The 24,306-nt window shown below is 33.7% G+C and carries 25 protein-coding genes, 1 riboswitch and 2 other annotated features; of the genes, 3 read left to right on the top strand and 22 right to left on the bottom strand.

Translation table 11 applies throughout. From position 1 onward, the window contains the following. Positions 1-18 precede the first annotated feature (18 nt). The 22 genes from ACFVR2_RS12810 to trpE form a co-directional block, all read right to left on the bottom strand. Positions 19-528, bottom strand: a complete 510-nt coding sequence (locus tag ACFVR2_RS12810) for a GNAT family N-acetyltransferase (RefSeq protein WP_387362206.1) — start codon at positions 526-528, stop codon at positions 19-21. Positions 529-548: 20 nt separating this feature from the next. Further along, a complete protein-coding gene (locus ACFVR2_RS12815; protein ID WP_387362208.1) occupies positions 549-1,163 on the bottom strand; it encodes a VC0807 family protein in 615 nt (204 codons plus the stop codon). 496 nt (positions 1,164-1,659) lie between these two features. Further along, the gene (thiE, locus tag ACFVR2_RS12820) at positions 1,660-2,295 is read right to left on the bottom strand and encodes a thiamine phosphate synthase (RefSeq protein WP_387362210.1); all 636 of its coding nucleotides are present in this window, start codon (positions 2,293-2,295) and stop codon (positions 1,660-1,662) included. Beyond that, positions 2,286-3,098, bottom strand: coding sequence for a hydroxyethylthiazole kinase (gene thiM / locus ACFVR2_RS12825; RefSeq protein WP_387362212.1), 813 nt, complete (start codon positions 3,096-3,098; stop codon positions 2,286-2,288). The genes thiE and thiM overlap by 10 nt, the downstream gene beginning before the upstream one ends. Then, on the bottom strand, positions 3,082-4,320 hold the full coding sequence (gene cytX, locus ACFVR2_RS12830; protein WP_387362214.1) for a putative hydroxymethylpyrimidine transporter CytX: 1,239 nt from the start codon (positions 4,318-4,320) through the stop codon (positions 3,082-3,084). The genes thiM and cytX overlap by 17 nt, the downstream gene beginning before the upstream one ends. Further along, positions 4,313-5,119 (bottom strand): bifunctional hydroxymethylpyrimidine kinase/phosphomethylpyrimidine kinase, encoded by an 807-nt coding sequence (gene thiD, locus ACFVR2_RS12835; protein WP_387362216.1) that lies wholly within the window; start codon positions 5,117-5,119, stop codon positions 4,313-4,315. The genes cytX and thiD overlap by 8 nt, the downstream gene beginning before the upstream one ends. A 135-nt stretch (positions 5,120-5,254) precedes the next feature. After that, positions 5,255-5,365, bottom strand: a riboswitch (TPP riboswitch). 106 nt (positions 5,366-5,471) lie between these two features. Next, the gene (locus tag ACFVR2_RS12840; protein ID WP_025568315.1) at positions 5,472-5,624 is read right to left on the bottom strand and encodes a FeoB-associated Cys-rich membrane protein; all 153 of its coding nucleotides are present in this window, start codon (positions 5,622-5,624) and stop codon (positions 5,472-5,474) included. An 18-nt stretch (positions 5,625-5,642) separates the two neighbouring features. Then, entirely contained in the window at positions 5,643-7,643 is a 2,001-nt protein-coding gene (gene feoB / locus ACFVR2_RS12845; protein ID WP_387362219.1) for a ferrous iron transport protein B, read from the bottom strand. Next, the gene (locus ACFVR2_RS12850) at positions 7,637-7,867 is read right to left on the bottom strand and encodes a FeoA family protein (protein WP_387362221.1); all 231 of its coding nucleotides are present in this window, start codon (positions 7,865-7,867) and stop codon (positions 7,637-7,639) included. The genes feoB and ACFVR2_RS12850 overlap by 7 nt, the downstream gene beginning before the upstream one ends. A gap of 225 nt (positions 7,868-8,092) precedes the next feature. Continuing rightward, positions 8,093-8,467, bottom strand: coding sequence for a hypothetical protein (locus ACFVR2_RS12855; protein ID WP_387362223.1), 375 nt, complete (start codon positions 8,465-8,467; stop codon positions 8,093-8,095). Further along, on the bottom strand, positions 8,457-9,953 hold the full coding sequence (locus ACFVR2_RS12860; protein WP_387362225.1) for an FTR1 family iron permease: 1,497 nt from the start codon (positions 9,951-9,953) through the stop codon (positions 8,457-8,459). Before ACFVR2_RS12860 ends, ACFVR2_RS12855 begins: the two co-directional genes overlap by 11 nt. A 222-nt stretch (positions 9,954-10,175) precedes the next feature. Next, positions 10,176-10,895: a YjjG family noncanonical pyrimidine nucleotidase gene (locus ACFVR2_RS12865; protein WP_387362227.1), complete on the bottom strand. Its 720-nt coding sequence runs from the start codon at positions 10,893-10,895 to the stop codon at positions 10,176-10,178. Between the two features lie 28 nt (positions 10,896-10,923). Further along, positions 10,924-11,406, bottom strand: coding sequence for a DMT family transporter (locus ACFVR2_RS12870; protein WP_387362229.1), 483 nt, complete (start codon positions 11,404-11,406; stop codon positions 10,924-10,926). Between the two features lie 42 nt (positions 11,407-11,448). After that, entirely contained in the window at positions 11,449-12,147 is a 699-nt protein-coding gene (locus ACFVR2_RS12875; RefSeq protein WP_387362231.1) for a Crp/Fnr family transcriptional regulator, read from the bottom strand. A gap of 28 nt (positions 12,148-12,175) precedes the next feature. Next, positions 12,176-12,601: a DMT family transporter gene (locus tag ACFVR2_RS12880; protein WP_335409920.1), complete on the bottom strand. Its 426-nt coding sequence runs from the start codon at positions 12,599-12,601 to the stop codon at positions 12,176-12,178. A gap of 750 nt (positions 12,602-13,351) precedes the next feature. Beyond that, positions 13,352-14,137, bottom strand: coding sequence for a tryptophan synthase subunit alpha (gene trpA, locus ACFVR2_RS12885; protein ID WP_387362796.1), 786 nt, complete (start codon positions 14,135-14,137; stop codon positions 13,352-13,354). Between the two features lie 2 nt (positions 14,138-14,139). Then, positions 14,140-15,339 (bottom strand): tryptophan synthase subunit beta, encoded by a 1,200-nt coding sequence (gene trpB / locus ACFVR2_RS12890; RefSeq protein ID WP_387362234.1) that lies wholly within the window; start codon positions 15,337-15,339, stop codon positions 14,140-14,142. Next, positions 15,340-15,945, bottom strand: coding sequence for a phosphoribosylanthranilate isomerase (locus tag ACFVR2_RS12895; protein ID WP_387362236.1), 606 nt, complete (start codon positions 15,943-15,945; stop codon positions 15,340-15,342). Further along, the gene (trpC, locus tag ACFVR2_RS12900) at positions 15,942-16,730 is read right to left on the bottom strand and encodes an indole-3-glycerol phosphate synthase TrpC (RefSeq protein WP_387362238.1); all 789 of its coding nucleotides are present in this window, start codon (positions 16,728-16,730) and stop codon (positions 15,942-15,944) included. The genes ACFVR2_RS12895 and trpC overlap by 4 nt, the downstream gene beginning before the upstream one ends. Beyond that, positions 16,731-17,759 carry an anthranilate phosphoribosyltransferase gene (trpD, locus tag ACFVR2_RS12905; RefSeq protein ID WP_387362240.1) on the bottom strand — a complete coding sequence of 343 codons (1,029 nt, stop codon included), beginning with the start codon at positions 17,757-17,759 and terminating at the stop codon, positions 16,731-16,733. Beyond that, positions 17,731-18,342, bottom strand: a complete 612-nt coding sequence (locus tag ACFVR2_RS12910; RefSeq protein ID WP_387362242.1) for an anthranilate synthase component II — start codon at positions 18,340-18,342, stop codon at positions 17,731-17,733. The genes trpD and ACFVR2_RS12910 overlap by 29 nt, the downstream gene beginning before the upstream one ends. Beyond that, positions 18,326-19,693 carry an anthranilate synthase component I gene (trpE, locus tag ACFVR2_RS12915; protein ID WP_387362799.1) on the bottom strand — a complete coding sequence of 456 codons (1,368 nt, stop codon included), beginning with the start codon at positions 19,691-19,693 and terminating at the stop codon, positions 18,326-18,328. Before trpE ends, ACFVR2_RS12910 begins: the two co-directional genes overlap by 17 nt. A 110-nt stretch (positions 19,694-19,803) precedes the next feature. After that, positions 19,804-20,067: a binding site (T-box leader), on the bottom strand. Positions 20,068-20,109: 42 nt separating this feature from the next. Beyond that, positions 20,110-20,360: a binding site (T-box leader), on the bottom strand. Positions 20,361-20,597: 237 nt separating this feature from the next. Between trpE and ACFVR2_RS12920 the strand changes: the two genes are divergently transcribed. Genes ACFVR2_RS12920 through ACFVR2_RS12930 form a run of 3 tightly spaced genes read left to right on the top strand, consistent with a single transcriptional unit; the run spans position 20,598 to position 24,270 of the window. After that, a complete protein-coding gene (locus ACFVR2_RS12920) occupies positions 20,598-22,085 on the top strand; it encodes a spore germination protein (RefSeq protein WP_387362244.1) in 1,488 nt (495 codons plus the stop codon). Then, a complete protein-coding gene (locus ACFVR2_RS12925; protein ID WP_387362246.1) occupies positions 22,082-23,173 on the top strand; it encodes a GerAB/ArcD/ProY family transporter in 1,092 nt (363 codons plus the stop codon). Before ACFVR2_RS12920 ends, ACFVR2_RS12925 begins: the two co-directional genes overlap by 4 nt. Before the next feature lie 11 nt (positions 23,174-23,184). Then, positions 23,185-24,270, top strand: coding sequence for a Ger(x)C family spore germination protein (locus ACFVR2_RS12930; RefSeq protein WP_387362248.1), 1,086 nt, complete (start codon positions 23,185-23,187; stop codon positions 24,268-24,270). Positions 24,271-24,306: the final 36 nt, after the last annotated feature.

Consider the following 24,306-nt stretch of genomic DNA (forward strand, 5'->3'; position numbering starts at 1 on the left):
TGATACTAATCTATTAAATTAATTATTATTTAGTTGTTTTTCCATACAATAGTAGGGATTTTTTCGCAATGGATACTCAATAGTCCCTTTATTAACATAACCATACTTTGTATACAGTCCCACTGCTTCGTTATTTGTAGAATATACATCTAATCTAATACTTGTATAACCCCTTTGTATTGCCAATTGTTCTGCATACTCTAAAAGTAATTTTCCGATTCCTCTTCCTTGGTAATCAGGTTGTACTGCAAGTCGGTGTATACAAACTGGGGTTCCATTTTTGTCATCCCAATCTATTTGTTCATATTTTTTACTCTGTGATTCATCGAGTACAACAGCCCCAATTGCGACATGATCGTCTATTATTCCATATATATTTTGATTAGTTATATCACTTCGAATAACCAACACATTCGGGTAAAATAAATCCCATTGCTCATTATGGTTACTGCGCAAATGCTTCGTCACGGTTTTATAAAGATTCAAAATGCTTTTCTTATCTTTCTTTTGAATCGAAAAAATATCCATTTCTACTCTCCTTATCTAAATTACTTTGTTAGCTGTAATTTAATCTCTTGAAGCTTTTTTGCTGACTTTCTTCTATAAATAACAGTCCATAAAATTGCAGCACCTATAAATCCATAAAGGACATAATTTGAGAAAAGTAGATATCTTTCAGTTGATAAATCATAAACCATAATGATTCGTACAACTGCTTCTGATAACAACATAGTTCCCCAGACAAAGGTCATTAATCGCATAACAAAACGAAAATATTTAATATTCCAGTTTTCAGCAAAACGATTATTTTGGATAAATCGCATTCCTAAGTAAAACATTAAAGGGCGTTTAAATAATAGCGATACTAAAAAGATTATTCCAACAGAAGCTGTAATTAATGATTCTCTTACAAGCAAAACCTTTTCACTGCCACCAAGGAGAACTAACAAAAGGGTTAGAATTAATGTAAAAAGCATTAAACCTCCAAAGGCATCGAGCCTTTTATGCTTCCACAAATGAACTACATTATCAACTAAAGGAATTAGAGTTGCAATTGAAAGAGCTAAAATACTGCTCATGTAATCTGATAACATAATATAAATAACCCAAGGTAAAATACCGTTAATTACTAATGTAAAAATAACATACATTTTTTTTGACATATGATCATCCCTTTGACTTATTTTTTAAATAGAGGGTTCTGCCTTTGTACTACGAATGATGTTCTTTTTTTACTTAAATAAAGTTCAGTGAATAGGATATTTTCTATGATTGATAGGAAGACTTCGGTGGAAACGAGACACTGATTGAAACATATAAGATGAGTAAAATTAGAGGGGTGACAAATACTATTTCGCCGCACTCCCATTCCTTTCGTATACAACCTTGCTACATCAGGTTAAAGACCGACAGTCGGTTTGTTTCTCTGTAAGATTATATTATGTACCGACCGACGGTATGCTAATAAAAAATACATCTTTTTTGAAAATAGGCTGAAGGATCATCTGCTGCTACCTTCTTGAAATATTCCGGTAAACTTTGAATTAATTCGAGGGAGTTTACGTATGATTTCTTACAATTTATTTAACTTTTAGATAGACAAAAAAAGGCACCTATCCATCAAATAACGATGTAATAGATGCCCCAGATACTAACTTATTACTTATTAACTAGCACACTCAAATGTTCAGCAGCCGATTTTATATCTTCTTTCCCTAATATCGCAGAAACAATTGCAACACCGTCAATATTTGTTTCCATTAATTCTGAAACATTTTCTTCATTAATACCACCAATCCCTACGATTGGAATCTTTATTGCTTCACGTATGTTTCGTAATTCATCTAGCGTTAAATACTTTGCATCTAGCTTTGTACTCGTTGGGTACACTGAACCAATTCCTACATAATCTGCACCTTGTTCCTGCGCAATCATTGCTTCTTCTAATGTTGTTGCAGATACACCAATGATCATATCTTCTCCAACAATCTTTCTTGCTACAGTTAAAGGTAAGTCTTCTTGTCCGATGTGCAAGCCATCTGCATTAATAGCTAAAGCGATATCTAAACGATCATTAATAATCAATGGAACATTATACTTTGAAGTTACTTCTTTAACTTGCATAGCAATTTTGTAGAAATCAAGACTACTACAATTCTTTTCCCTTATTTGTACGATTGTTGTTCCGCCTTTAATTGCTTCCTCAACAGATTGAACTAAATCTCTTGATCCTAATACATCTCGATCCGTTACTAAATAAAGCTTATAATCTATTTTACTTTTTGTTATAGCCATTCGATTTTTCCTCCTGTTAAAAGTGTATCAACAGAAGCTTTAGATACTTCGTCAAATAAGTTTACTTTAAATGTACCGATTCCTTGTCCTTCAGTTAGGCGAGCCTTAGCAAGCTCTCCACATAGACCCATTGTAGTTATACCGGAAACAGCTGCTAGGAAATAATTATTCGTTGCACTAGCATAAGTTCCAATTAATGATGTACTCATACACCCAGTTCCAGTTACATCAGCTAGCATTTTAACTCCATTTGAAATTGTACATACTCGATCTTGTTCTGCAATAATATCTACCGCACCTGTAATTGCGATTACTGAGCCTAATTTTGCTGAAAGAGATTTCGCAATTTCAACACCGTCTTCTTCATCAGCTACAGAATCAACACCTTTAATTTGAACATTTAAGCCAGCAATCATTTTAATTTCTGACATATTCCCACGAACTACTGCAAAACGTACCTCTTTCAATAATCTAGCAGCTGTTTCTGTACGTAGAGTTGTTGCTCCTACACCAACAGGATCTAATATAACTGGTACGCCTAATTGATTAGCTTTTTTACCAGCTTTAATCATTGATTGAATTGTTCTTTCATTTAATGTTCCAATATTAATAACAAGAGCTGAAGCAAAAGATACCATTTCTTCTACTTCGGCTAAATCATCTGCCATAACTGGTGATCCACCTAGTGCTAACACCATATTTGCACAGTCATTTACAGTTACATAATTTGTAATGTGATGAACTAAAGGCTTTTTCTCTTTCACGCTTTCAAGTATTTGACTCATTTCATTCATAGTTAACATTTTTTTCTCTCCCTATTTTCTTTGGAAAAAGCTTATTTATAACAAATTGAACAACAATATAGATTACACAAATTAAAATCATACTTGGTACAGTAGCCCCAAGGAAGAAGTCTAATTGTACAAACTTACGATAAATAAAAACTCCTAAAACCCATGTAATAAACGCGATCCAATCAATTTTCAACGATTTATTTATACTTGTTCTTTTTAGAATAAAATAATCCGTTAATAAAATTGCATATAGCGGTGCAAAAAATGAACCAATTGTATATAAAAATCCTTCATACTTTTCAATTGGGAAAATAACGGCTAATAATGTTCCTATAGCTGTAACGATAAGGGCTATATGTTTTCCATTTAGTTTTGGAAAAATGGTTGTAACTGATATTCCGGCAGAATATGCATCCATGAATGTTGTTGTAACAGTAGCTAGGACGACGATACCTACTGCAAACAATCCTAGATTTGCACTCATTAAAACAGCAACCGGGTCTACTTCATTAAAAGCAAGTGCTGCGCCTAGCCCAATAATATACATCCAAGAGCTACCAAACATATAACCTATAAAACTACCAATTGCTCCATCCTTTGTTGTCTTTGCAAATCGAGTATAATCACTAATTAATGGAATCCACGATAGTGGCATAATGACTGATAATTCAACTGCTTCTCCAAAAGATAATCCGGTAGTGCTTGGTTGAGTTAAGATTTTATCGCTTTTAAAAATAACAAAACACAGTACAATTGTTAGAACAAATAATAAACAAACGGCTAAACTATTAAGTTTTTTTGAAGCATTTTGTCCAAAGTACAACCAGATTGCGATTAATATTCCAATTACTAAACACCAAACCCATAAGTGATCAAATTTATAATCTTTTATTGTAACTAAATTGATTGAGCGAGCTCCTGTTAAAATCATAATTGCCGTCCAGCCTAGTAACTGTAGAACATTTAAAATCGAAAACAAATAGCTACCATAGCTACCAAATGAAATTTTTGTAGATTCCATTGCTGACAATCTTTGTTGAGAACCAATGACTCCACCTAAAATAAGTAATAGTGTTCCAAGTAAATGCCCTACTAAAATGGCCGTCAAACCTTTCTTAAAACCTAGTGGTGCTACCAGTGCACCAGTCATAATTTCCGCTACGGAAACTGCCGCACCAAACCAAAGTGTTGTAAAGTTCCACTTTGTCATTTTTGCATTTTGATTAGACATGTTGAACGCCTGCCTTTTCATACAATGAGTAGAAATGATGGACAGGACCTACCCCTTTTCCGATTGAAAAGGAATGTTGAATTGCTAATGTTATATAGGTTTTCGCCTCTCTAATTGCCTCATTTAATTCAAGTTCATTTGCTAAATTAGATGTAATCGCTGAAGATAAAGTACAACCTGTACCGTGGGTATTAATTGTATTAATTCTAACGCTGTTAAAGCTTGTAAACTCCTCACCATTAAAACAAATATCGGTCGCTTCACCTTCTAGATGACCACCCTTTACAAGGACGTTCTTAGCACCTAATGAGTGAATTTGAATAGCAGCTTCTTTCATCTCGTCAATCGTTGTAATTTTTCTTCCGGTAATAACTTCTGCTTCAGGAAGATTTGGCGTAATTACAGTTGCTAGCGGAATCAATTCTTGTATTAAAGCTTCCTTTGCATCCGGACTTAATAAATCAAATCCGCTTTTTGAAACCATAACTGGATCAACTACGATTTGCTTTGGTTTATATTGCTTTAGTTTCTCAGCAATTACTTTAATCGTCTCTATTTTGGATACCATTCCAATTTTTACAGCATCTACTTCAATATCAGTAAAAATTGCATCTAACTGACTAGCAATAATCTCTGGTGTCATGTCTTGTACTGCAAACACTCCTTGCGTATTTTGAGCTGTTACTGCTGTAATTACACTCATTCCAAAAACACGATGAGCCGAAAACGTCTTTAAATCCGCTTGAATACCTGCACCACCACTTGAATCAGAGCCTGCTATCGTTAATACTTTTTTCAATTTTCTTCCCCCTATTTCATGAATAGAACTCTTTGATCTTACAGATAGAAGATGAAACTTGATTTTAAATACAAAAAAGCACAAATCCCATAAGGACCTGTGCTCGAACAAATCAATGTTATGAATACAAAAAATGTATTCTACCGTTCACTTTCCTACGCTGGCATTATCCAGATCAGGTTAAAGGGTCAAAGACTATTGTGTCTTAATCTCAGCCGACCATTTACGGCACCCCTAGTACTATTCAATTATTTAAGTTGATTACTTTATCATCTTAATTAATCCTTCTACTTAATTCAAGTATTTAGACAGATTACTTTAAATTAAATCTTTTCTAGTTAACGCTATATTTCTATTTTGAATAATTTGTATCACAATTTGAACTACAAGTTTTTGCGATTGAGCAGGAACCACATTTACCTTTTTTAGTTTTCTTTATATATCGTAAAAGTGTCCACCCTGCGTATCCAAAAATAAGAGCTCCTATTATAATATTGACAATCATAAGTAAATACTCCTTTCTTTAGTAGCCTAATAGACTCCCAACTTGATAGATCATTAGCGCTAATACATATGCAATAACTAATGCATATCCAACTGAGAAATACGTCCATTTCACTGAACCTGTTTCCTTACGAATTGTCGCAACAGTTGCAAGACATGGTACATACAATAAGACAAAAACCATAAAGCTAAATGCAGAAAGTGCAGAGAATTGTGTTGACAATATCCCTTGTAAAGAATTCGCATTCGGCACGTGATAGATGATATTCATGGCAGATACGACAACCTCTTTAGCCAAAAATCCTGTTAGTAAAGAAGCACCTGCTTGCCATGTTCCGAATCCTAACGGTGCAAGTATTGGTGTAAGTATGCCCCCAATCATTGCTAAAAAGCTATCATCCATCGAAACACCTAAACCACTTGGTCCCATGTAAGATAATAACCATATTACGACAGAACCACCAAAAATAAACGTACCTGCTTTTCGAATAAATCCTTTACCTTTATCCCATGTACTTCTAAACAAAGCTTTACCTTGTGGCATACGGTACGGTGGGAGTTCTACGACAAATAATGAAAACTCACCCTTTAATATAGTAGATGAAAAAACCTTAGCTAATATTAGTGCAACTACTATTCCGAGTATATAAAGTGAAAATACAACTATTGCTTGGTTTTTCGCAAAAAAGGCTCCAACGAATAGTGCATACACTGGTAAACGTGCCGAACAAGACATTAATGGTGTTAACAAAATTGTGAGTAGTCTCTCTCTAGGCTGTTCAATTGTTCTAGCTGCCATAACTCCAGGTACATTACAACCAAATCCTATAATCATTGGAATAAATGCTTTCCCGGTTAAACCAACCATTTCCATTGAACGATCCATTACTAAAGCCGCTCGAGACATATATCCAAAATCTTCAAGGAATGATATTAGTAAAAACAAAATAAAAATTTGTGGAACAAAGACTAAAACTCCACCTACACCGGCAACAATACCATCAAGAATAACTGCTTTTATAAAACCAGATGCATGTATTGCATTTAATCCGTTTGTTAACCAGTCTGTCACAGGTCCTGATAAAAACCCATCTAATGCGTCAGATAAGGGTAACCCCAACCAATCAAAAGTAAGCTTAAACATTAAAAACATTGTCACTAGGAAAATAGGAATACCCAAAATTGGGTGTGTAACAAATCGATCAATGCGATCAGTTAGTGTAACTGCTTCATTAGATTCTCTCTCTACCGATCTACCAATTAAATTTGAAATCACTTCTTTTCTTACAGAATAAATCCATTTTGAAGGTGATACACCTTGTTCACTGTTTAATTGTTCCTCTGTTATTTTAATTACTTGGTCAATTTTACTAAAATCGTAGGATGAAGCTATAAATTCAATTACCTCTTTATTACCCTCTAAGATTTGAATTGCAGTCCATCTTTTAGGAATAGATAAAGTTGAAGGTAATTGAGTCATAATATTTTTAATACCGTCTTCAATAATTGTTCCATAATCAATTTCAAACTCAACTTCAGATTGAGGAATTGTCTCTAGTAATTCATTTACTTCGTTTGTTCCCTTACCAGATCTAGCATCAATTGGAATAACTGGTACTTGTAATATCTTTGAGATACTAGAAGGATCAACTGAAATACCTCTCCTTTTAGCAACATCAACCATATTTAGACCAATAATCATTGATTTATGAAACTCTAGAAGTTGAAGAGTGAGCATTAAATTTCTCTCTAGTTGGGCAGCGTCAACAATATTAATCATCCCATCAAATGTTTCATTTACAAAAAAATGTGAAACAACGGCCTCATCTTTTGAAAGAGGGCTCAGAGAATAGATACCTGGTAAATCAATTAGATTTCCAAGTTTATTTTTAATAGTCCCTACCTTTTTTTCAACGGTAACCCCACTCCAATTACCTACATATTGGTATGTACCTGTTAAATTATTAAATAGAGAAGTTTTTCCTGTATTTGGATTTCCAATAAGCGCTATATTTAACATATTCTTTCTACCTTTATCCCCGAAGCATCTAGAAATCGAATGCCAAGTGATTGTCCGCAATTTTCAATCATACAAGGTCCCTTGAACGGCATTGTACATTGTAGGCAGACCATAGAGCCTTCACTTATCCCTAGATCTAAAAGACGTCTCTTCACTGCCTCACCTAGTGATGACAAATCTGTTATTTTTGCTTTTTCGCCTTTTTTTAATTCTGAAAGTAACATAAGTAATTCCCCCGAATCAAAACTTATTATATATAAACAATCAATAATGATAATCCTTATCAATATCTTTATCTTAAGTTAAGACAAGTTAATTGTCTACCTGCTTTTATGAAAAGGTTTACGCAAGAGAACATTTACAAAATTGAGCGGAAAAAAGCAAGAAAAAACCCACAAAGAAAATTCTATGTAGGCTTTTTTAGAAAACAATGATTAATTAGTTCTTTATTATTTTAGGTCTTTAACTTCTTTTAATACACTTTCTAATTCGTCTCCAGCTTGGTTAAGTGTATCTGCATTCAATGGAGATACTTTTACTCCTGCTTCAATAATATGAAGTGGCGTTTCAACTTTTTCATAAAGTGCCTTGTCTTTATCTTTTACCGAGTCTTCGAATTTTTCCCATGATTTTTCAAGAGCTTCTCCGCTATCTTTTGCCTTTGCTTCATCATTATTAGAAACCTGTGTTTTTAATTCTGAAATCGTTTTGATCATATCGTCAGAACCAGTTTTAATTGCATCGTCTGTTTTCGTTCCACATGCAGATAAAGTTAAAGATAATCCTAAAGCCATTGCTGCGACTAGTTTTTTATTAGATAACATTTTTCGTTCCCCCCGAATTTTTACTACTTTTTTTATTATTTTTATTTGAGAATCTATTATATATAACAGTAATACAAGCTATTAGCAACAAAATCATCTGGGGTACAAAGCTCTCCCAAGTTGAATAAATCGCAAAGAAATCAATTGTAGGAATAGGAGCCTGGGTCGCTGGAAGTAATCCAGAAAGTTGTAAACCATGAATACCCATACCTGCAAACTTAAAACATAAGTAGAACATTAAAATACTTGAGACAAGGAAAAACGGTCTCATTGGAATTTTCAGACCAACCTTTAAGATTAAATAGCTCAGTATTGCTAAAATTGCAAATCCTAATCCGATTCCTATTAATAAAGTTGATAGTTTAATTGATGATGCCATTCCAATAAAGAATAATACGGTTTCAGTTCCTTCACGAAAAACTGCTAAAAATGCAAGAATTGATAAAGATAATAAGCTACCAGTATTTAATGCTTTATCACTCTTAGTTTTAATATACTCTTGCCATTGCTTTGTATTGGATTTGCTATGTAACCAATAACTCATATATAAAAGCATGACAGCAGCAAATACTCCAGTCCAACCTGCGATTAAGAAGTTGTTACTTCCAAAAGCACCTGCTGAGAATAAAAGGTTTATGATGACCCCAAGTATGATACTGACACCTAACCCAGCACCAACACCGAACCAGATCCACTTACTTTTCTTTTCTTGTCCAGATTTTTTAATAAATCCTAGTAATGCAACTACTACTAGTAATGCTTCTAAACCTTCTCTAAGCAAGATTGTAATAGCATCTACCATTGTATAACTAGTTTTGGACGCTAATGGTAATAGATAGTCGCGCATATCAGTAATTGTTTTTGTAGCCGCTTTCACATCTGGCGTTTTAGCCGTAAGCATTGCATAGGATGTAACCATATCTCTTTCAGCGTCAGTGTACACTGTTTGAGATTGTGTTAATACTACACCTTCAATATTGATCCAGGATTTTCTAAACTGATCAATCTCTGAGGTTGCTCCTGATACATTATTATCTTTTAAATCTGCTAAAGCTTTGTTTAGTATTTCGATTAAATCTTCAACACTACCAGTGCTTTTTGAATCCAATTTTGAACTAGCGAACTGATGAGAAATAAACTTTTCATTTACCCCTTCTAATTCTTTCAGTGCAGTAACGAGTGCATTTTGATTCACTGTTTTTTGTGCTAGGTTATACTGAACCATCCCCATAGCTTCCTCGATTTTGCCATACGCATCAATCGATTTATTTTTTATTCCATCCTCTTTATCAAGCCACTCGTCGTTGAATTTTTTATACTCCTGCTCAGCAGATTTAAAATCTCCATTTTGTGCAGATTGGATTGCACTTTCCACAAACGAATTTGCATGTGTTAAATCCTCTTCAGGGCTTGCAGCAAAGGTTTTAAACGGTAAAACTAATAATAGTAAAGCTGTTAAAGTTACTTTAATAAGAGCCTGCTTCATCGTTGATTTTCCCCTTAATATAAATGATAATCATTATCACCTCTTGATAATAAGGTTATTTCAAGTCAAAGTCAATTATATTTTTATTAATTATTTCTAATGTGTATATCAACAATAATCAAAATAAAAAAGCAAAAAGTATATAAAACTTTTTGCTTTAAGTGTGTATAGAAAGTAATCATCGATTCAGTCTAATTGAAAACTTTGCTTTTTAAGAGGTCATTAGTTAGATGAAGTAACTAAAACCTTCTGTTCAATATTTAAAATCTTGTAAAGTTCATCAAGTTTTTGAATTTCATAAGTAGGAACTACATCTGAGTCATTTGAAATCATTTTTGGATTGAGCCAGCAAGTATCAATTCCTGACCCTGCCCCACCAATTATATCTGCGCTAAATGAGTCTCCAATAATCAATATCTTATCTAATTCAACATTTGGAATTCGATCAAATACATATTGAAAATATTCTTTCATCGGTTTTTGATAACCAGTATCCTCAGAAACGAAAATATCTTTAAAGAAAGGATAAATAAGCGCCGCATTCAAGCGTTTATATTGTGTTTTTGAAATGCCATTTGTAACAATATATAAATCGAATTCATGCTGAAGACTTGTAAGTAATTCAAATGCACCTTCAACTAATTGATTTCCCTGTCCTAAATAATTTTGGTAAGACTGTTCCAGCAGAAAACCGTCAACTTCAATACCAAACTCATTAAATAACGTTGAAAAACGGGTATTCACCACATCGTCTCGACTTATTTTACCTTCTTCAAAAGCCTTCCAAAGTCCATGGTTTATTTCTTTGTACCTTGACTTAACTTCATCTGTTAATAGTAAATTTTGATCTTTAAATAGAGATTGTAATGCTACTTTTTCCGCTGCACCAAAATCTAATAATGTATCATCTACATCTAATAATAATGTTTTGTATGTTTTCATAACATTTCCCCATCTCTATTTATTTAATTCATATTTTACTAGATTGATTTTTAACTAGCTTAATACGTTTCAAACTTATTCCGCTTAATTTGAAAATTAATATACCACTTATAATAAGCAAAACACCAATTAGATGCTTAGAAGAAAACGGAACTTTCTCAAGACCTAGCCATCCCATAGAATCAAATAACATTGCAAACAATAATTGAGATGTGAGAACAATTGATATCGCATAAGTTGGTCCAAGAATTTTAGTACTATTCGTTAAGCAGAAAACAACACCTACACCGACTATTCCGCTAATCCAATACCAATTTTTCATATTATGCAAAACAAATAATTCCTTACCTTCAAATAAAAGCCCCATTCCGAAAGAAGCTAAAAAGCCCATTCCTAATACAAATGTAGTTGTTACCCATATTCCCGCCCGTTCATTAACTTTACTATTGAATATGTTTTGTAAACCAATTAGTGATCCTGCTATTAAAGATAATATTAATCCATAAAGCATAAATTGCACCTCCAAAAAATTTCTGTATGAGTCCTAAAATTATTATTCGTATATATTATTCCTTGCAAGAATACTCAAACCGGTTTGATCTTTAATAAGGATACCCCCGTTTTTTCGCTCTACTAGGTCATCCTTACAGAACTGTTGAATAACTCGATTAACATGTCGATAACTCGTTCCGATTAGATTTGCTGCGTCCTTAAGATTGATCGGATTTAAATTATCGTTTTGTAATGAATTCGCTTCATGGTATGAAACCGATAATAAGTAGCTTGCTAGTCGAACTTCTACTGGATACATTAAATTAAAGCTCATTGAATTCGACTTAATAAGAAACTTTTCCGTTATGATTTCTAATAAGAATTGAAGAAACGGTGCATAGTCTTTACCAAATTTTTTTAGCCAGCGATAATCTACAGCAATCATCTCAACCGCAGATATGGCTTGAACCGTATTTATATAGTTAGAGCCCCTTACATATTCAACATCTCCAATTATTTCAAGAGGCGTTTTAAATGATAGAATTAATGTTTTACCCTCCGCTGAAGAAGTATAAACTTTGATTTTCCCTTTTACTAAAATAAACAAAGTTTTTGGTGAGTCTCCTTGAGAACAAATAAGGTCTCCTTGCATGAATCGTTTAAGAGTCATATGAGCTTTTAAATCCTCATTAAAGACTGCTTCAATATTATGTTCAACTAAAAAATGATTAATTTGTTCAATATCACTAGTGATTTTCAAGTTAACTTCACCTCCTGTAAATTTACTTTTAAGATCCTAACACAATCACACCGATCATCATCATACCAATTCCAATAAATTGTGACGGACTAATAGTAAGCTTTTTGACTCCGAACCAGCCTTTACTATCTATGATAAATGTTAAACTTAGCTGTGCGATTAAAAGTACAGAAATTGAAAATGTCACACCAATAATATGAATTGATGTCACATTACAAAAGATAACAAATGCTCCAAGTGCCCCACTTAATAAATAAATTGGATTCACTTTCTTAACTTCAGCTAATTTTTTATCTTTTATTAATAGTAGTACGAATAAAGCTACAATAAAACCTGTAAACTGTGTAATTGTAGCTGCTTGCCACGTGCCAATATCGCTACTAATTTGTGAATTTGCAACTCCCTGTAGTGTAATAAATGCTCCGCCGATAATTGCTAATAAAATTCCTTTCATATTTTTCACTCCTGACATATTGATTTCTTCATTATTAAACGATATTGGAAGGTTGTTTGGGAAGGACATATGTCCTAAAGAGAAAATTGAACGATCTCTGCAATTGTGGAAAACTTTTTAGATTATATAAATTTCTGTGGATAGTTTGTAGAGATAGTTTGGGGAGTGTGAGAATTCTGTGGATACTCTGCTATTATGTGGAAAACCTCAAATAAAAATGTGGAGAATCGTAACTATTAGTGGATAAATTGATGATGCATTTTTTTGAGGAGCGTCTAGTTTTGTGGATACTTTGTTACTAAATAGTTGAAGTCGGATACTATAAGAAGAAATTAAAATCTGATCTAGTGAAAAAACTGCAAATAAAGTATATTGATTCGCAATTAAATCCCCATAGTCTGCAATTATTTGAGGAACTGCAAATAAATTTCGATAATCGCAATTAAAATGATCAAATCTGCAATTAAATTTTTGGAATCGCAAATAAAAATAGCAAATCTGCAATTAAAATTAAGAAAACCGCAATTAAATGGTTATTATACCCATACCGCTTACCGTATTTCACGTGTAATTCCACTAAAATCAGATGATAATATCTATCCTAATCAATCTTTTTCATCTAAAAAGGTTAACAAAAGACCAATTATTATCTAGATTCAGCTTTTTTCAGAGCTAAGCATGGTTAGGCTCGAAAGAATACCCTGAAAAATAAAAAAATCAGGCCACTGATCTAACCTGATTCACTTTTTATTAAATTACTTCCCCGCTTACTAAACTTGATTCCATTAAAAGTTTAATTTCATTTATCTTATTTTGATTAAATAAATCAACGATTTTACTTCCAACAATGACTCCATCACAATCTTGGCTTAATTCATTTACTTGTTTTGGAGTAGATACACCAAATCCGGCTATTACAGGTTTATTACTAATTTCTTTAACACTTTTTAAAAAGGACGATAGGCTGACGTCTAGCTCATTTCGAACACCAGTAATCCCTTTTACCGTTACTGTGTATAAGAAACCTCTTCCTTTTTCAGCAATTTTAATGATTCGATCTTTTGGTGTAGCCATTGTGACTAATCGAATTAGTTCTACTCCAAATTCTTCAAGTTTATGAATGATAATTTCTTCTTCTTCGATTGGTAGGTCAGGAATAATACAGCCGTCTACTCCTGCTTGTTGAAGGTCAGATACGAACCTGTCTATTCCATAAGCTAAAATAGGATTCATATATGTCATAACGATTAAAGGGACAGAGATTAATTTACGAACTTCTTTTATCTTTTCAAGTACAGCTCTTAAAGTTGTACCCGCTTGTAATGCTCGAATTCCCGCTTGTTGAATTACTGGTCCATCTGCTACTGGGTCTGAAAACGGAATACCAACTTCAATCGCTGATGCACCAAACTTTTCTAGTAAAGCTAGTCTTCCTCCTAATACTTCTAGACCACCATCTCCTGCCATTACATAAGGAATAAATAGTTTTTCCCCTTTTTTAAGTCGTTCAGAAAACTGGGTTTCAATTCGATTCATCATTATTTTTCCTCCTTTAATCGCTCACGAATGGTATGAACATCTTTATCGCCTCTACCAGATAAACAAATGACTAAATTTTCATCTTTCTTCATCGTTGCTGCTAGCTTTATTGCATATGCTACTGCATGTGCACTTTCTAATGCTGGAATTATTCCTTCCAATCTTGCTAGCAATTGGAATGCTTCAAGTGCTTCTTCATCTGTGATTGATTCATATTTTACTCGTTCAATATCTTTCAAATAGCAATGTTCAGGACCTACCCCTGGGTAGTCAAGCCCCGCAGAAATTGAATGGGCTTCTTGTATTTGACCATCTTCATCTTGAAGTAAATACATTAATGCACCGTGTAATACACCTGGTACACCTTTTGTTAAAGACGCTGCTTGCTTATCTGTATGGATTCCATGACCAGCCGCTTCTACTCCAAATAACTTTACACTTTCATCCGTTATAAATGGATGGAACATACCAATTGCATTACTTCCTCCGCCAATACAAGCTACTACTGCATCAGGAAGTTTACCTTCCTTCGCTAAAAATTGTTGTCTTGTTTCTTTGCCAATTACACTTTGGAAATCTCGTACCATCATAGGAAAAGGATGTGGCCCCATTACTGACCCTAATAAATAATGAGTATCATCTACATTTGCAACCCAGTAACGAAGGGCTTCATTTACTGCATCCTTTAATGTCGCACTTCCTGATTCAACACTAATCACTTTTGCGCCTAGTAATTCCATTCGGAAAACGTTCAGTTCTTGTCTTCGAACATCCTCAGCACCCATGAAAATAACACATTCTAAATTTAAAAGGGCACAAACTGTTGCAGTTGCTACGCCATGTTGTCCCGCTCCTGTTTCAGCAACGATTTTTCGTTTACCCATTCGAATCGCAAGCAACGCCTGACCAATCGCGTTATTAATTTTGTGAGCACCAGTATGATTTAAGTCCTCACGTTTTAAATAAATATTAGCTCCGTTTGCATGCTTAGTTAAATTTTCTGCGAAGTAAAGAGGTGTTTGGCGACCTACATAATCCTTTGATAATCTTTCAATTTCCTCATTAAATGCTAGATCATCTTTTATAGTTGAATAAGCTTCTTCTAATTCAGTTATGGCTTGAACAAGCGTTTCAGGTATATATTTCCCTCCATACATACCGAAATGGCCTTTTACATCTGGAAGTGTGTAAGTAGACATTTAAATTCCTCCTAATTTTACTTTTTTTATAAAACTTTTTATTTTTTCTTCATCTTTTTTCCCGTTCGTTTCAACTCCACTACTTACATCAACCATTTTTGGTTTTACGACGCTACTAGCAGGTATTACATTCTCAATCGTCAATCCACCAGCTAATATCAAGTTATCTATTTTTTTTGAACCCATAAGGTCCCAGTTAAATGTTGTTCCATTTCCGCCACGGTATTTTCCACTCGGACTATCTACTAAAATATAATCACAATCATATTCTGCGATTTTTTCAACGTCCTTTTCTGATTGAACTCGTAATGCTTTGATTACTGGAAAAGATAATGAACGACAAAATTCTGGCGTTTCATCTCCATGTAACTGAAGATGTGTTAAACCAACTTCCTGGTAGATGGATTCTAATGTTTCTTTTGTTTCATTTACAAAAACGCCAATCTTCAATACCGAATCTGGCAGTGATTCGATGATTTTTTTTGCCTCAGTCATTTCAATACGACGTTTACTTTCTGCAAATACAAATCCAATTGCATCAGCTCCTGCATTTATTGCACTTTGAGCTGTTTTTATATCGGTGATGCCACAAATTTTCACTTTCACTGCTTAGCCTCCTTTAGAATAGGAACCATCAACTCTCTCATATTGGATGATAATTCATTACTCTTCATTAATGCCTCTCCAACCAAAATTCCATTTACTCCAGCATTTCTTACTCGTTTTGCATCATACTGATTGAAAATTCCACTCTCACTAATAATGAAACCCCCAGTTGCTTGAATAAGTGGTGCTAGTCTTTCTGTTACACCCAGGTTCACTTCAAACGTTTTTAAGTTTCTGTTATTGATGCCATATAGCCCGGGTCCAATTTTTAGTGCTTTTTCTAAATCTTCCTCGTCATGTACTTCCATCAATACTTCAAGATTTTGCTGTTTAGCATATTGGTATAAATGATTTAGTTCTGTAAAAGGTAATGCAGCAGCAATTAGTAAAATAATGTTTGCTCCATGCTCTTTTGCGATATCTATTTGAACTGGATCGATAATAAAATCCTTGCATAATATCGGAATATTAACGGACTCACGTACGATTTTCAGATCTTTAAAGGAACCTTTGAAGAAAGTTGTATCTGTTAAAACGGATATTGCGGCTGCTCCATTTTCTTCGTATTTCTTTGCTTGTTCCGCTGGATTAAGATTTGTATTAATATCCCCTTTTGATGGTGACGCTCGTTTAAACTCCGCAATGATCGATAAATGGTCTGCAGCTTTTAACTTTTTAATTAATGATAAATTCTTTGATTGATTCGTTATTTTCCGACTAATTGCTCTTAAACTTTTAATTTCGATTTGTTTTTGAGAAATAATTCGATCTAAAATGGTTTCCATTTATATAACCTCTCTTTTTAGTTTGCTAGTTTTTTCGACTAGTTTTTGTAATTTTTCATAAGCTGCACCAGAATCAATGCTCTCTTCAGCCTTCTTAATACCATCTTTAATTTGATTGACAATACCTGAAGTATAGATTGCTAAACCAGCATTTAATAAAACCGTATCTCTAAAAGCTCCTTTTTCTCCTTGTAAAACTCGAAGAAGAATATCTGCATTCCTCTTTGCATCTCCACCTTTGATTTCAGTATTTGGGTAATAAGTTAATCCAACTTCTTCCGGATGAAGTGTCATCTTTTTCAGCTCATTATTTTCTAGTAGGACGATATGATTTTCACCAGCTAACGATGCTTCATCTAAATGCCCTGCACCGTTTAATACAATCGCTCGTTTTCGTCCTAATTTATTTAGCACTTCTGCAAATACTTCTAAATAATCTCTTCTGTAAATTCCTAATAGTTGGGTCTCTAATTCAACTGGGTTTGTTAAAGGTCCAATTAAGTTAAAAATGGTCGGAATTTGCAACTCACGTCTAACCTTCATAACTTTTTTTAATCTTGGATGAACATATGGTGCAAATAAAAAGGCAATTCCTATTTCGTCTAAAAGCTCCTCAGAAGCTTGTGTTGGAATCGATAGTTCCACACCTAATTGTTCTAATACATCGGCGCTACCTGTTTTGCTGGACATGCTACGATTTCCATGTTTTGCAATTGGAATTCCACTTCCCGCTATAACAAATGCCGAAGTTGTACTCACATTAAAGCTCGATGAGTTATCTCCACCTGTCCCACAATTATCAATGACATTATGAAACTTCCTAGTAAATCCTACCGTATGATTTCGAATTGCGTTTACTAGTCCTGCGATTTCATTTACTGTTTCACCTTTTGTTTTTAAAGCAACTAAAAATGCTGCGATTTCACTATCTGATATTTGATCATCCTGTAGAATCCGACCGACAGCTACTTGCATTTCTTCTGCTGTAAACGACTCTCGATTAGCTAAGCGTTGAAGGTACTCTTTCATCTTTTAATTCCTCCTTTATTTCATTTAAAAAGTTTAATAAAAGTTGTTTTCCTAATTCTGTTCCTATAGATTCCGGATGAAATTGCAAACCGTAGATTGGATATTTTCGGTGTTTAATAGCCATGATTTCTTGATCGTCCATAGCGAATGCTAAAATTTCAAATAATGGCGGTATCGTTTCTTTTTCAATTACCAGTGAATGGTATCGCATAACCTCTAACGGTTGGAACATGTAGGCAAATAAATTGCTACCATCATGCCTGATTTTCGATGTTTTTCCATGTTTGATTTGTCTAGCTTTACTAATTTTTGCACCGAATGCATAACCGATTGCTTGGTGCCCTAAGCAAATGCCTAGTATTGGGACAGTCTTATGAAAAGTTTGAATGAGTTCAATCGTTTCCTGCTTCTCTTCGGGCTTACCTGGTCCCGGAGAAAGAATAATTGCTTTTGGATTCATTTCTTTTATTTCATCAATTGAAATTTTGTCATATCTAGCGATTTTCATTTCTTCGCCAAGCTCTCCCAAAAATTGATAAAGATTGTAAGTAAAAGAATCATAGTGATCAATTATTAAAATCATGATTTTCCTCCAGAAACGCTTTTAGTTTATTAATGGTTTCTTCATATTCGTGTTCGGGTTTGCTGTCATAAACAATACCTGCTCCTGCTTGAATATAGGCCATTTGATTCTTTATAATCATCGTTCGAATAGCTAATGCAAAATCAAGGTTTCCATTAACGGATACATAACCGACTGCACCGGAATATACCCCTCGCTTTGAACTCTCTAATTCATTAATGATTTCCATTGCTCTAATCTTAGGTGCACCAGATACGGTTCCGGCTGGTAAGCAAGCAATAAGAGCATCAAGTGAAGTAAGTGGTTTTTTTATTTGCCCACTAACTTCGGAAACGATATGCATTACATATTTGTATCTCTCAACGTTCATATATTTTTCTAATTTGATTGTTCCAAACTCGCAAACTTTACCTAGATCATTTCTTCCTAAATCAACAAGCATTTTATGTTCGGCTAGTTCCTTCTCATCCTGTAATAAATCCCTTTCAATCATTAAGTCTTGTTCATCCGTTTTCCCTCTTCGTTTCGTACCGGCAATTGGATTGGTTATGACCTGATTCCCTTTAACTTTTATTAAGCTTTCAGGGGAAGTACCAGCAACAACGCTATCCCCAAAATCGATATAATACATATATGGTGACGGGTTTTGGATTCGTAATTTTCGATAATAGTCAAATGGATTTCCTTCAAATTTTGCTCCCATTCGATGTGAAAGAACGACTTGAAAAATATCTCCTTTTTGAATAAATGACTTTGCCTTTTCTACTTTGGACATGTAGTCAGCTTTACTAAGTTCTGACTCGAAAGTAGAAAATACAACCGGTTTTGCTTCCTCTTGATTTGAGTTAGCTACAATTACTTGCTTATACTTCTGAATTTCGCTCTTCAAATCTTCTAATGTTGTTTCATCGGAAAGCTTTGTTCCAACCAAATGAATTTTCTGTTCCAAATGATCAAATACAATAATGACTTCAAAAAACATTAAATGGAGATCTGGCATTCCAATACCGTCTTCCAACTCATCACCAATTTCTTCAAATTGGCGAATCATATCGTATCCTACATATCCAATTCCTCCGCCAATGAAAGGAAGTTCAAGTGCTTCCAAGTAATCTTGCTTTGGTATTAGCTCTTTCAGTTTTAAAAGAGGATTTCCAATAAACTCTTCTTTTTGACCATTGTTATGGATGATTTGGCCTCCTTGATTTGTTCCAATTAATTCAAAAGCAGGTTTTGAACCAACAAATGAATACCGTCCAGAATCTTGATGCTTAAATGAACTTTCAAATAAAAACTTTTTGCTAGCGGTCAATTTCTTAAATAATGAAATTGGTGTAAACAAATCCCCCATTATCGTTTCAATGATTATTTCTGCTTTGTTTTGTACTGACAATTTGTTCGACCTCCAAAAGTTAATAATGAATATAAAAAAAGTCCCCTATACGCACAAAGATTGTGCATATAGAGGACGATTAGTTGCTACCGCGGTACCACCTCAGATTGGATCAGATTTAACTGAATCCCACTTTTCAGATACGGGAATTAGTTACTTAAATAATTCCGATACCCTATCCTTTTAACGGCGGAAATCCGTGCATCCCTACTTTATTGTTCAAGATGCCTCTCGTAAGCCCATTCGATAAAGGTTCCTGTATTAGACTCCCACCATTGTCTAACTCTCTGTGACATTCACCAATATTTACTCTTCTTACTCAGCGATTTATTATTATTAAATTAAAATAGAATACAAAAAGGGCCCCCCGTCTTAATAAGGACGAGAGACCCGTGGTGCCACCTTCATTAGCTGATTAACAGCTCGCTTTGTCGGTATCCAATCAACTTTCCATTGAATACCCGTCTTTTGTAACGAGAAGACTACTCGCCAAAGCCTACTACTTATTTAAGGTTCGGTTTGAATGCTCAGAAGTCCATTCGCGATTACTTTCACACTGATTCGCACCAACCATCAGCTCTCTTTAGTTTCCGTAATCGTTACTACTCTTCGTCAACGCAAAGTATATATGGATGTTTATTTAAATTAATTGTCCTTATATTATTATGCAAAAAATAAAAAGTCAACAAGTTTATTTCTACAAGATTCGATTTTTCTGCTTTTTAGGAAACTAATATTATACGTTTTTGTTAATCTAAAAAACGGAATCGCAAATGATTTTCCCTACGATTCATCATTGCATACACAGCCTAATTTTGGAAAGAATAAACCCAATTAGACCTTCCATCAAAGAGGTATCAAAATGCGAACCAATACAACTACAATTAAGTCAAATAAAGAAGAAGTTTTATCAAATAATCTAAAAAATAATATTGAAATGATTCAAGATTATTTAAGTCATACAGAAGATTTGGTTGTTAAGATTATCCATAAAAATGCGCAGATTTTTGCTATTTTGTTTCTTGAATCGATGATAAAAATTGAGGCACTTCAATCATTTATTATTGAACCTATTTTAAGAGAAACAAAGGATGAAACAGGCAATATCGTCAAATCATATGAGATTAAAAACTCAACAAATATCTCAGAATTAGGAGATAGTTTATTAGACGGGTTTTGTCTAATTTTAGAAGAAAATTGTTCAAATGGAATTCTAGCAGCAGCTTCAGATGATAAGGAACGTGCAATTACTGAACCTGCTAATGAACAAAATATTAATGGTGCTCACGATGGTTTTGTCGAAAGTATAAATACAAATATACAATTACTAAGAAAAAGAATCCGTACACCTGAGCTAAAGATTAAGTATTTTACGATTGGTAAGATTACGAATACTAAAGTTGCGATGGTTTATATCGATTCAATTGTAAATCGAAAACTTGTTGAGGTCATTGAAGAAAGAATTTCAGGTCTTGAATTAGACAGTCTTCGTTCTACAGGACAACTAGAAGAATTGATTGAGGATAGTACGTTTTCACCATTTCCACAAGTATTAAACACGGAAAGACCAGACCGGGCTGCATCTTATCTATTAGACGGGAAAATAAATTTACTTGTAGATGGGAATCCAACTGTTTCTATTGTACCAATTACCTTTTTCGCATTTTATCAGGCTCCCGATGATTATAATCATCGATGGTTGATTGGTTCATTTTTTCGAATTATTAGGGTATTTAGCTTTATTGTTGCAATTAGCTTACCTGCCATATACATTGCGATCGTATCCTTCCACTCTGAAGTACTACCAATAGGTCTTCTTTATTCAATTAGAGTTTCTTTAGAGTTTGTACCATTTCTCCCTCTCGTCGAAGCTTTTGCAATGCAAATCATATTAGAGCTACTAAAGGAAGCCGCTATTCGACTACCTTCTCCTATCGCTCAAACAATTGGAATAGTTGGTGGGCTAGTTATTGGTACAGCTGTTGTTGAAGCGCATTTAGTATCAAACACAATGATCGTTGTAATTGGTTTTACAGCAATTGCTTCGTTTGTAGCACCAGTTAGTGAGATGGGTACTAGTATGAGACTATTGGGCTTTCCGACGATGATCATGGCTTCGATATTGGGTTTCTTTGGGATCACACTAACTTTAATGTTAATTTTTATGCATATGTGTAAATTAAAATCTTTTGGCATGCCCTACTTTTCTCCGATGGCACCTTTTCGAAAGGAAGATATAAAGGATACTTTCTTTAGGCTCCCTTCATGGAAGCAAAATACAAGACCAACTGATGCACGTCCCCAAAAGATTGCACAGCAAAGAATTTCTAGGGTGTGGAAGAAAGAATGATTACGAACAGTAATTCAATTTCTAAATTACAGCTCTACTTTTTTATTGTCCAGAGTCAAATCGGTATTGGACTACTCGCATTACCGAATGCGGTTCAAGGTACAGCTAAAGGTGATGGGTGGATCTCTACCCTTATTGCAGGAGTAGCAGTCCAAATTACATTATTCATTTACTGGCTTTTACTAAGAAGATTTCCAAATGCTACATATACAGATATTACAAAAAAAATTTTAGGTAAATATGTAGGAAAGTTCTGTAACTTATTTATCTATATCTATTTTATTATGATTGGAAGTCTGGCTTGTGTTCTTTTTATCAGAAGCATAACTCTTTGGTTATTACCGTTAACTCCATTTTGGGTACTATCACTAATTATTATTTTATCAAGCATTTATTTAACAATTAGTGATTTAAGAATTATATCGAGATTTTTTGTATTAGCATCGGTTCTAATCATCCTTCTATTTTTACTATCGTTCTTTACCTTTTATTTACCAAAAGAATTACGCTTTATTCTTCCGATTGGGCATTCAGGAGTGAAAAACATAATTTTAGGAAGTCATAAATCCTTACTCTCAATATTAGGATTTGAAAGTCTTTTACTAATTTTTCCTTTTGTGCTTGATACTGAAAAAGGAATATTAAAAACTGTGAGTATTGCCAACTTCTCTGTGACATTATTCTATACATATTTTACCTTTATTTGCCTAGTAAGCTTTAGTCCAACACAACTTCTGCAAATTAGGGAGCCTGTTTTATATTTATTTAAAGCCCTTTCGTTTGAAATGATCGACCGCTTGGATTTGATCTTTTTATCGGTCTGGATTGTACCAATGACAACCTCGGTAATCATTTACTTATTTTTATCAGCTAAAAGTATTAGTAATGAAAAATCATTTAAAAAAAATGTATTTATTAGTGGAATCTTAATTTTTTTCATAACAATCATACCATTTGATGAGGATCAGCTAGCTATCTTTGATAAATATGTAACTTATTTAAGCTATGTGGTTGTATTTGGACTTCCCCTCATTCTGTTTTGTCTATCCTTCATCATTTCAAAAACTGAAAGGAGTGAACAATTATAAGAAAATCATTTTTGATAACCTTATGTTTGTTTACCTTTTTTTTAGCAAGCTGTTGGGACCAAAATCTATTAATAGATAAAAAAATGGTTAATGGTATTAGCTTCGATTTAGATCCAGACGATAATTTATTAGCTACAGTTAGAGCTTTAAATATTGAAAATAAAGGTGGAGGACAGTTTGAAGTTAAGGACGAACTTGTTAAAGTAAAACGACCCAGTGTATCCGGAATGGAAATTGACATTAATAATAAACTACCTGGTCTAATTGATGTAAGTAAAGCTCATATAATCTTAATTGGAAGGGACTTGGCAAAGAAAGGGATTTATCCTTTTTTAGAACTTTTTTATCGCCCGAGACAAGCTTATGTTTCTAGTAGAGTTGTAATAGCAGAAGATAAAGCTTCAGATATTATTACACTCGATCCTGGAACAAGCCCTATTGCATTTGTCATTTTAAAAGGACTAGAAGCCGCTGAGGAAACAACAAAGATTCCGAAAGTAACCGCATTTACAGCATGGACGCAAATTACAGATAAAGGTAGAGATACCGTTTTACCTTATGTAAAAAAAGACGAAAATAATAAAATTACAATCGGTGGAATAGACCTATTTAATGGGGATCAGTTTACAGGAATTAGCTTACCTAACGAAAAAGGAAGTCTTTTATTGTTACTAATGGATCGTCTAACTAAATATAGTGAAATGGCTGTAGAGTTAGGAGAACATAAATCAATTTCTTTTAGAGTAAAAAAAATGAAAAGAAATTTAAATATAAAAGTAGATAAAAAGACAAAAAAAATAACTTGTACGCTAAATCTAACCCTTGATTTAACAATTATTAGTTATACAGGTAAGGTAGGCGAAAAGCTAAACAAAGATAAATTAAATAAGGATGTTTCAAAAATTCTTACTAAACAGTCTGATGAAATTACTAAATTATTATTGGAAGCTAATTGTGACGCATTAGGCATTGGAGGAATCTTATCTAGCTCTTATCCAGATTTATGGAAAAAAATAAATTGGGACAAAGAATATAAGAATGTTAAGTTCAAAACTTCCTTAAAAGCAAAAATTGATCGAACTGGACCTGTTTTTTAAGAATCATATTTATAATATTTCATTCTCTTGAGCAAC

Origin of the sequence: Gottfriedia sp. NPDC057991, from assembly GCF_042886615.1 — a bacterium.
In the GTDB taxonomy this organism is placed as follows: Bacteria; Bacillota; Bacilli; order Bacillales; family Bacillaceae_G; genus Gottfriedia.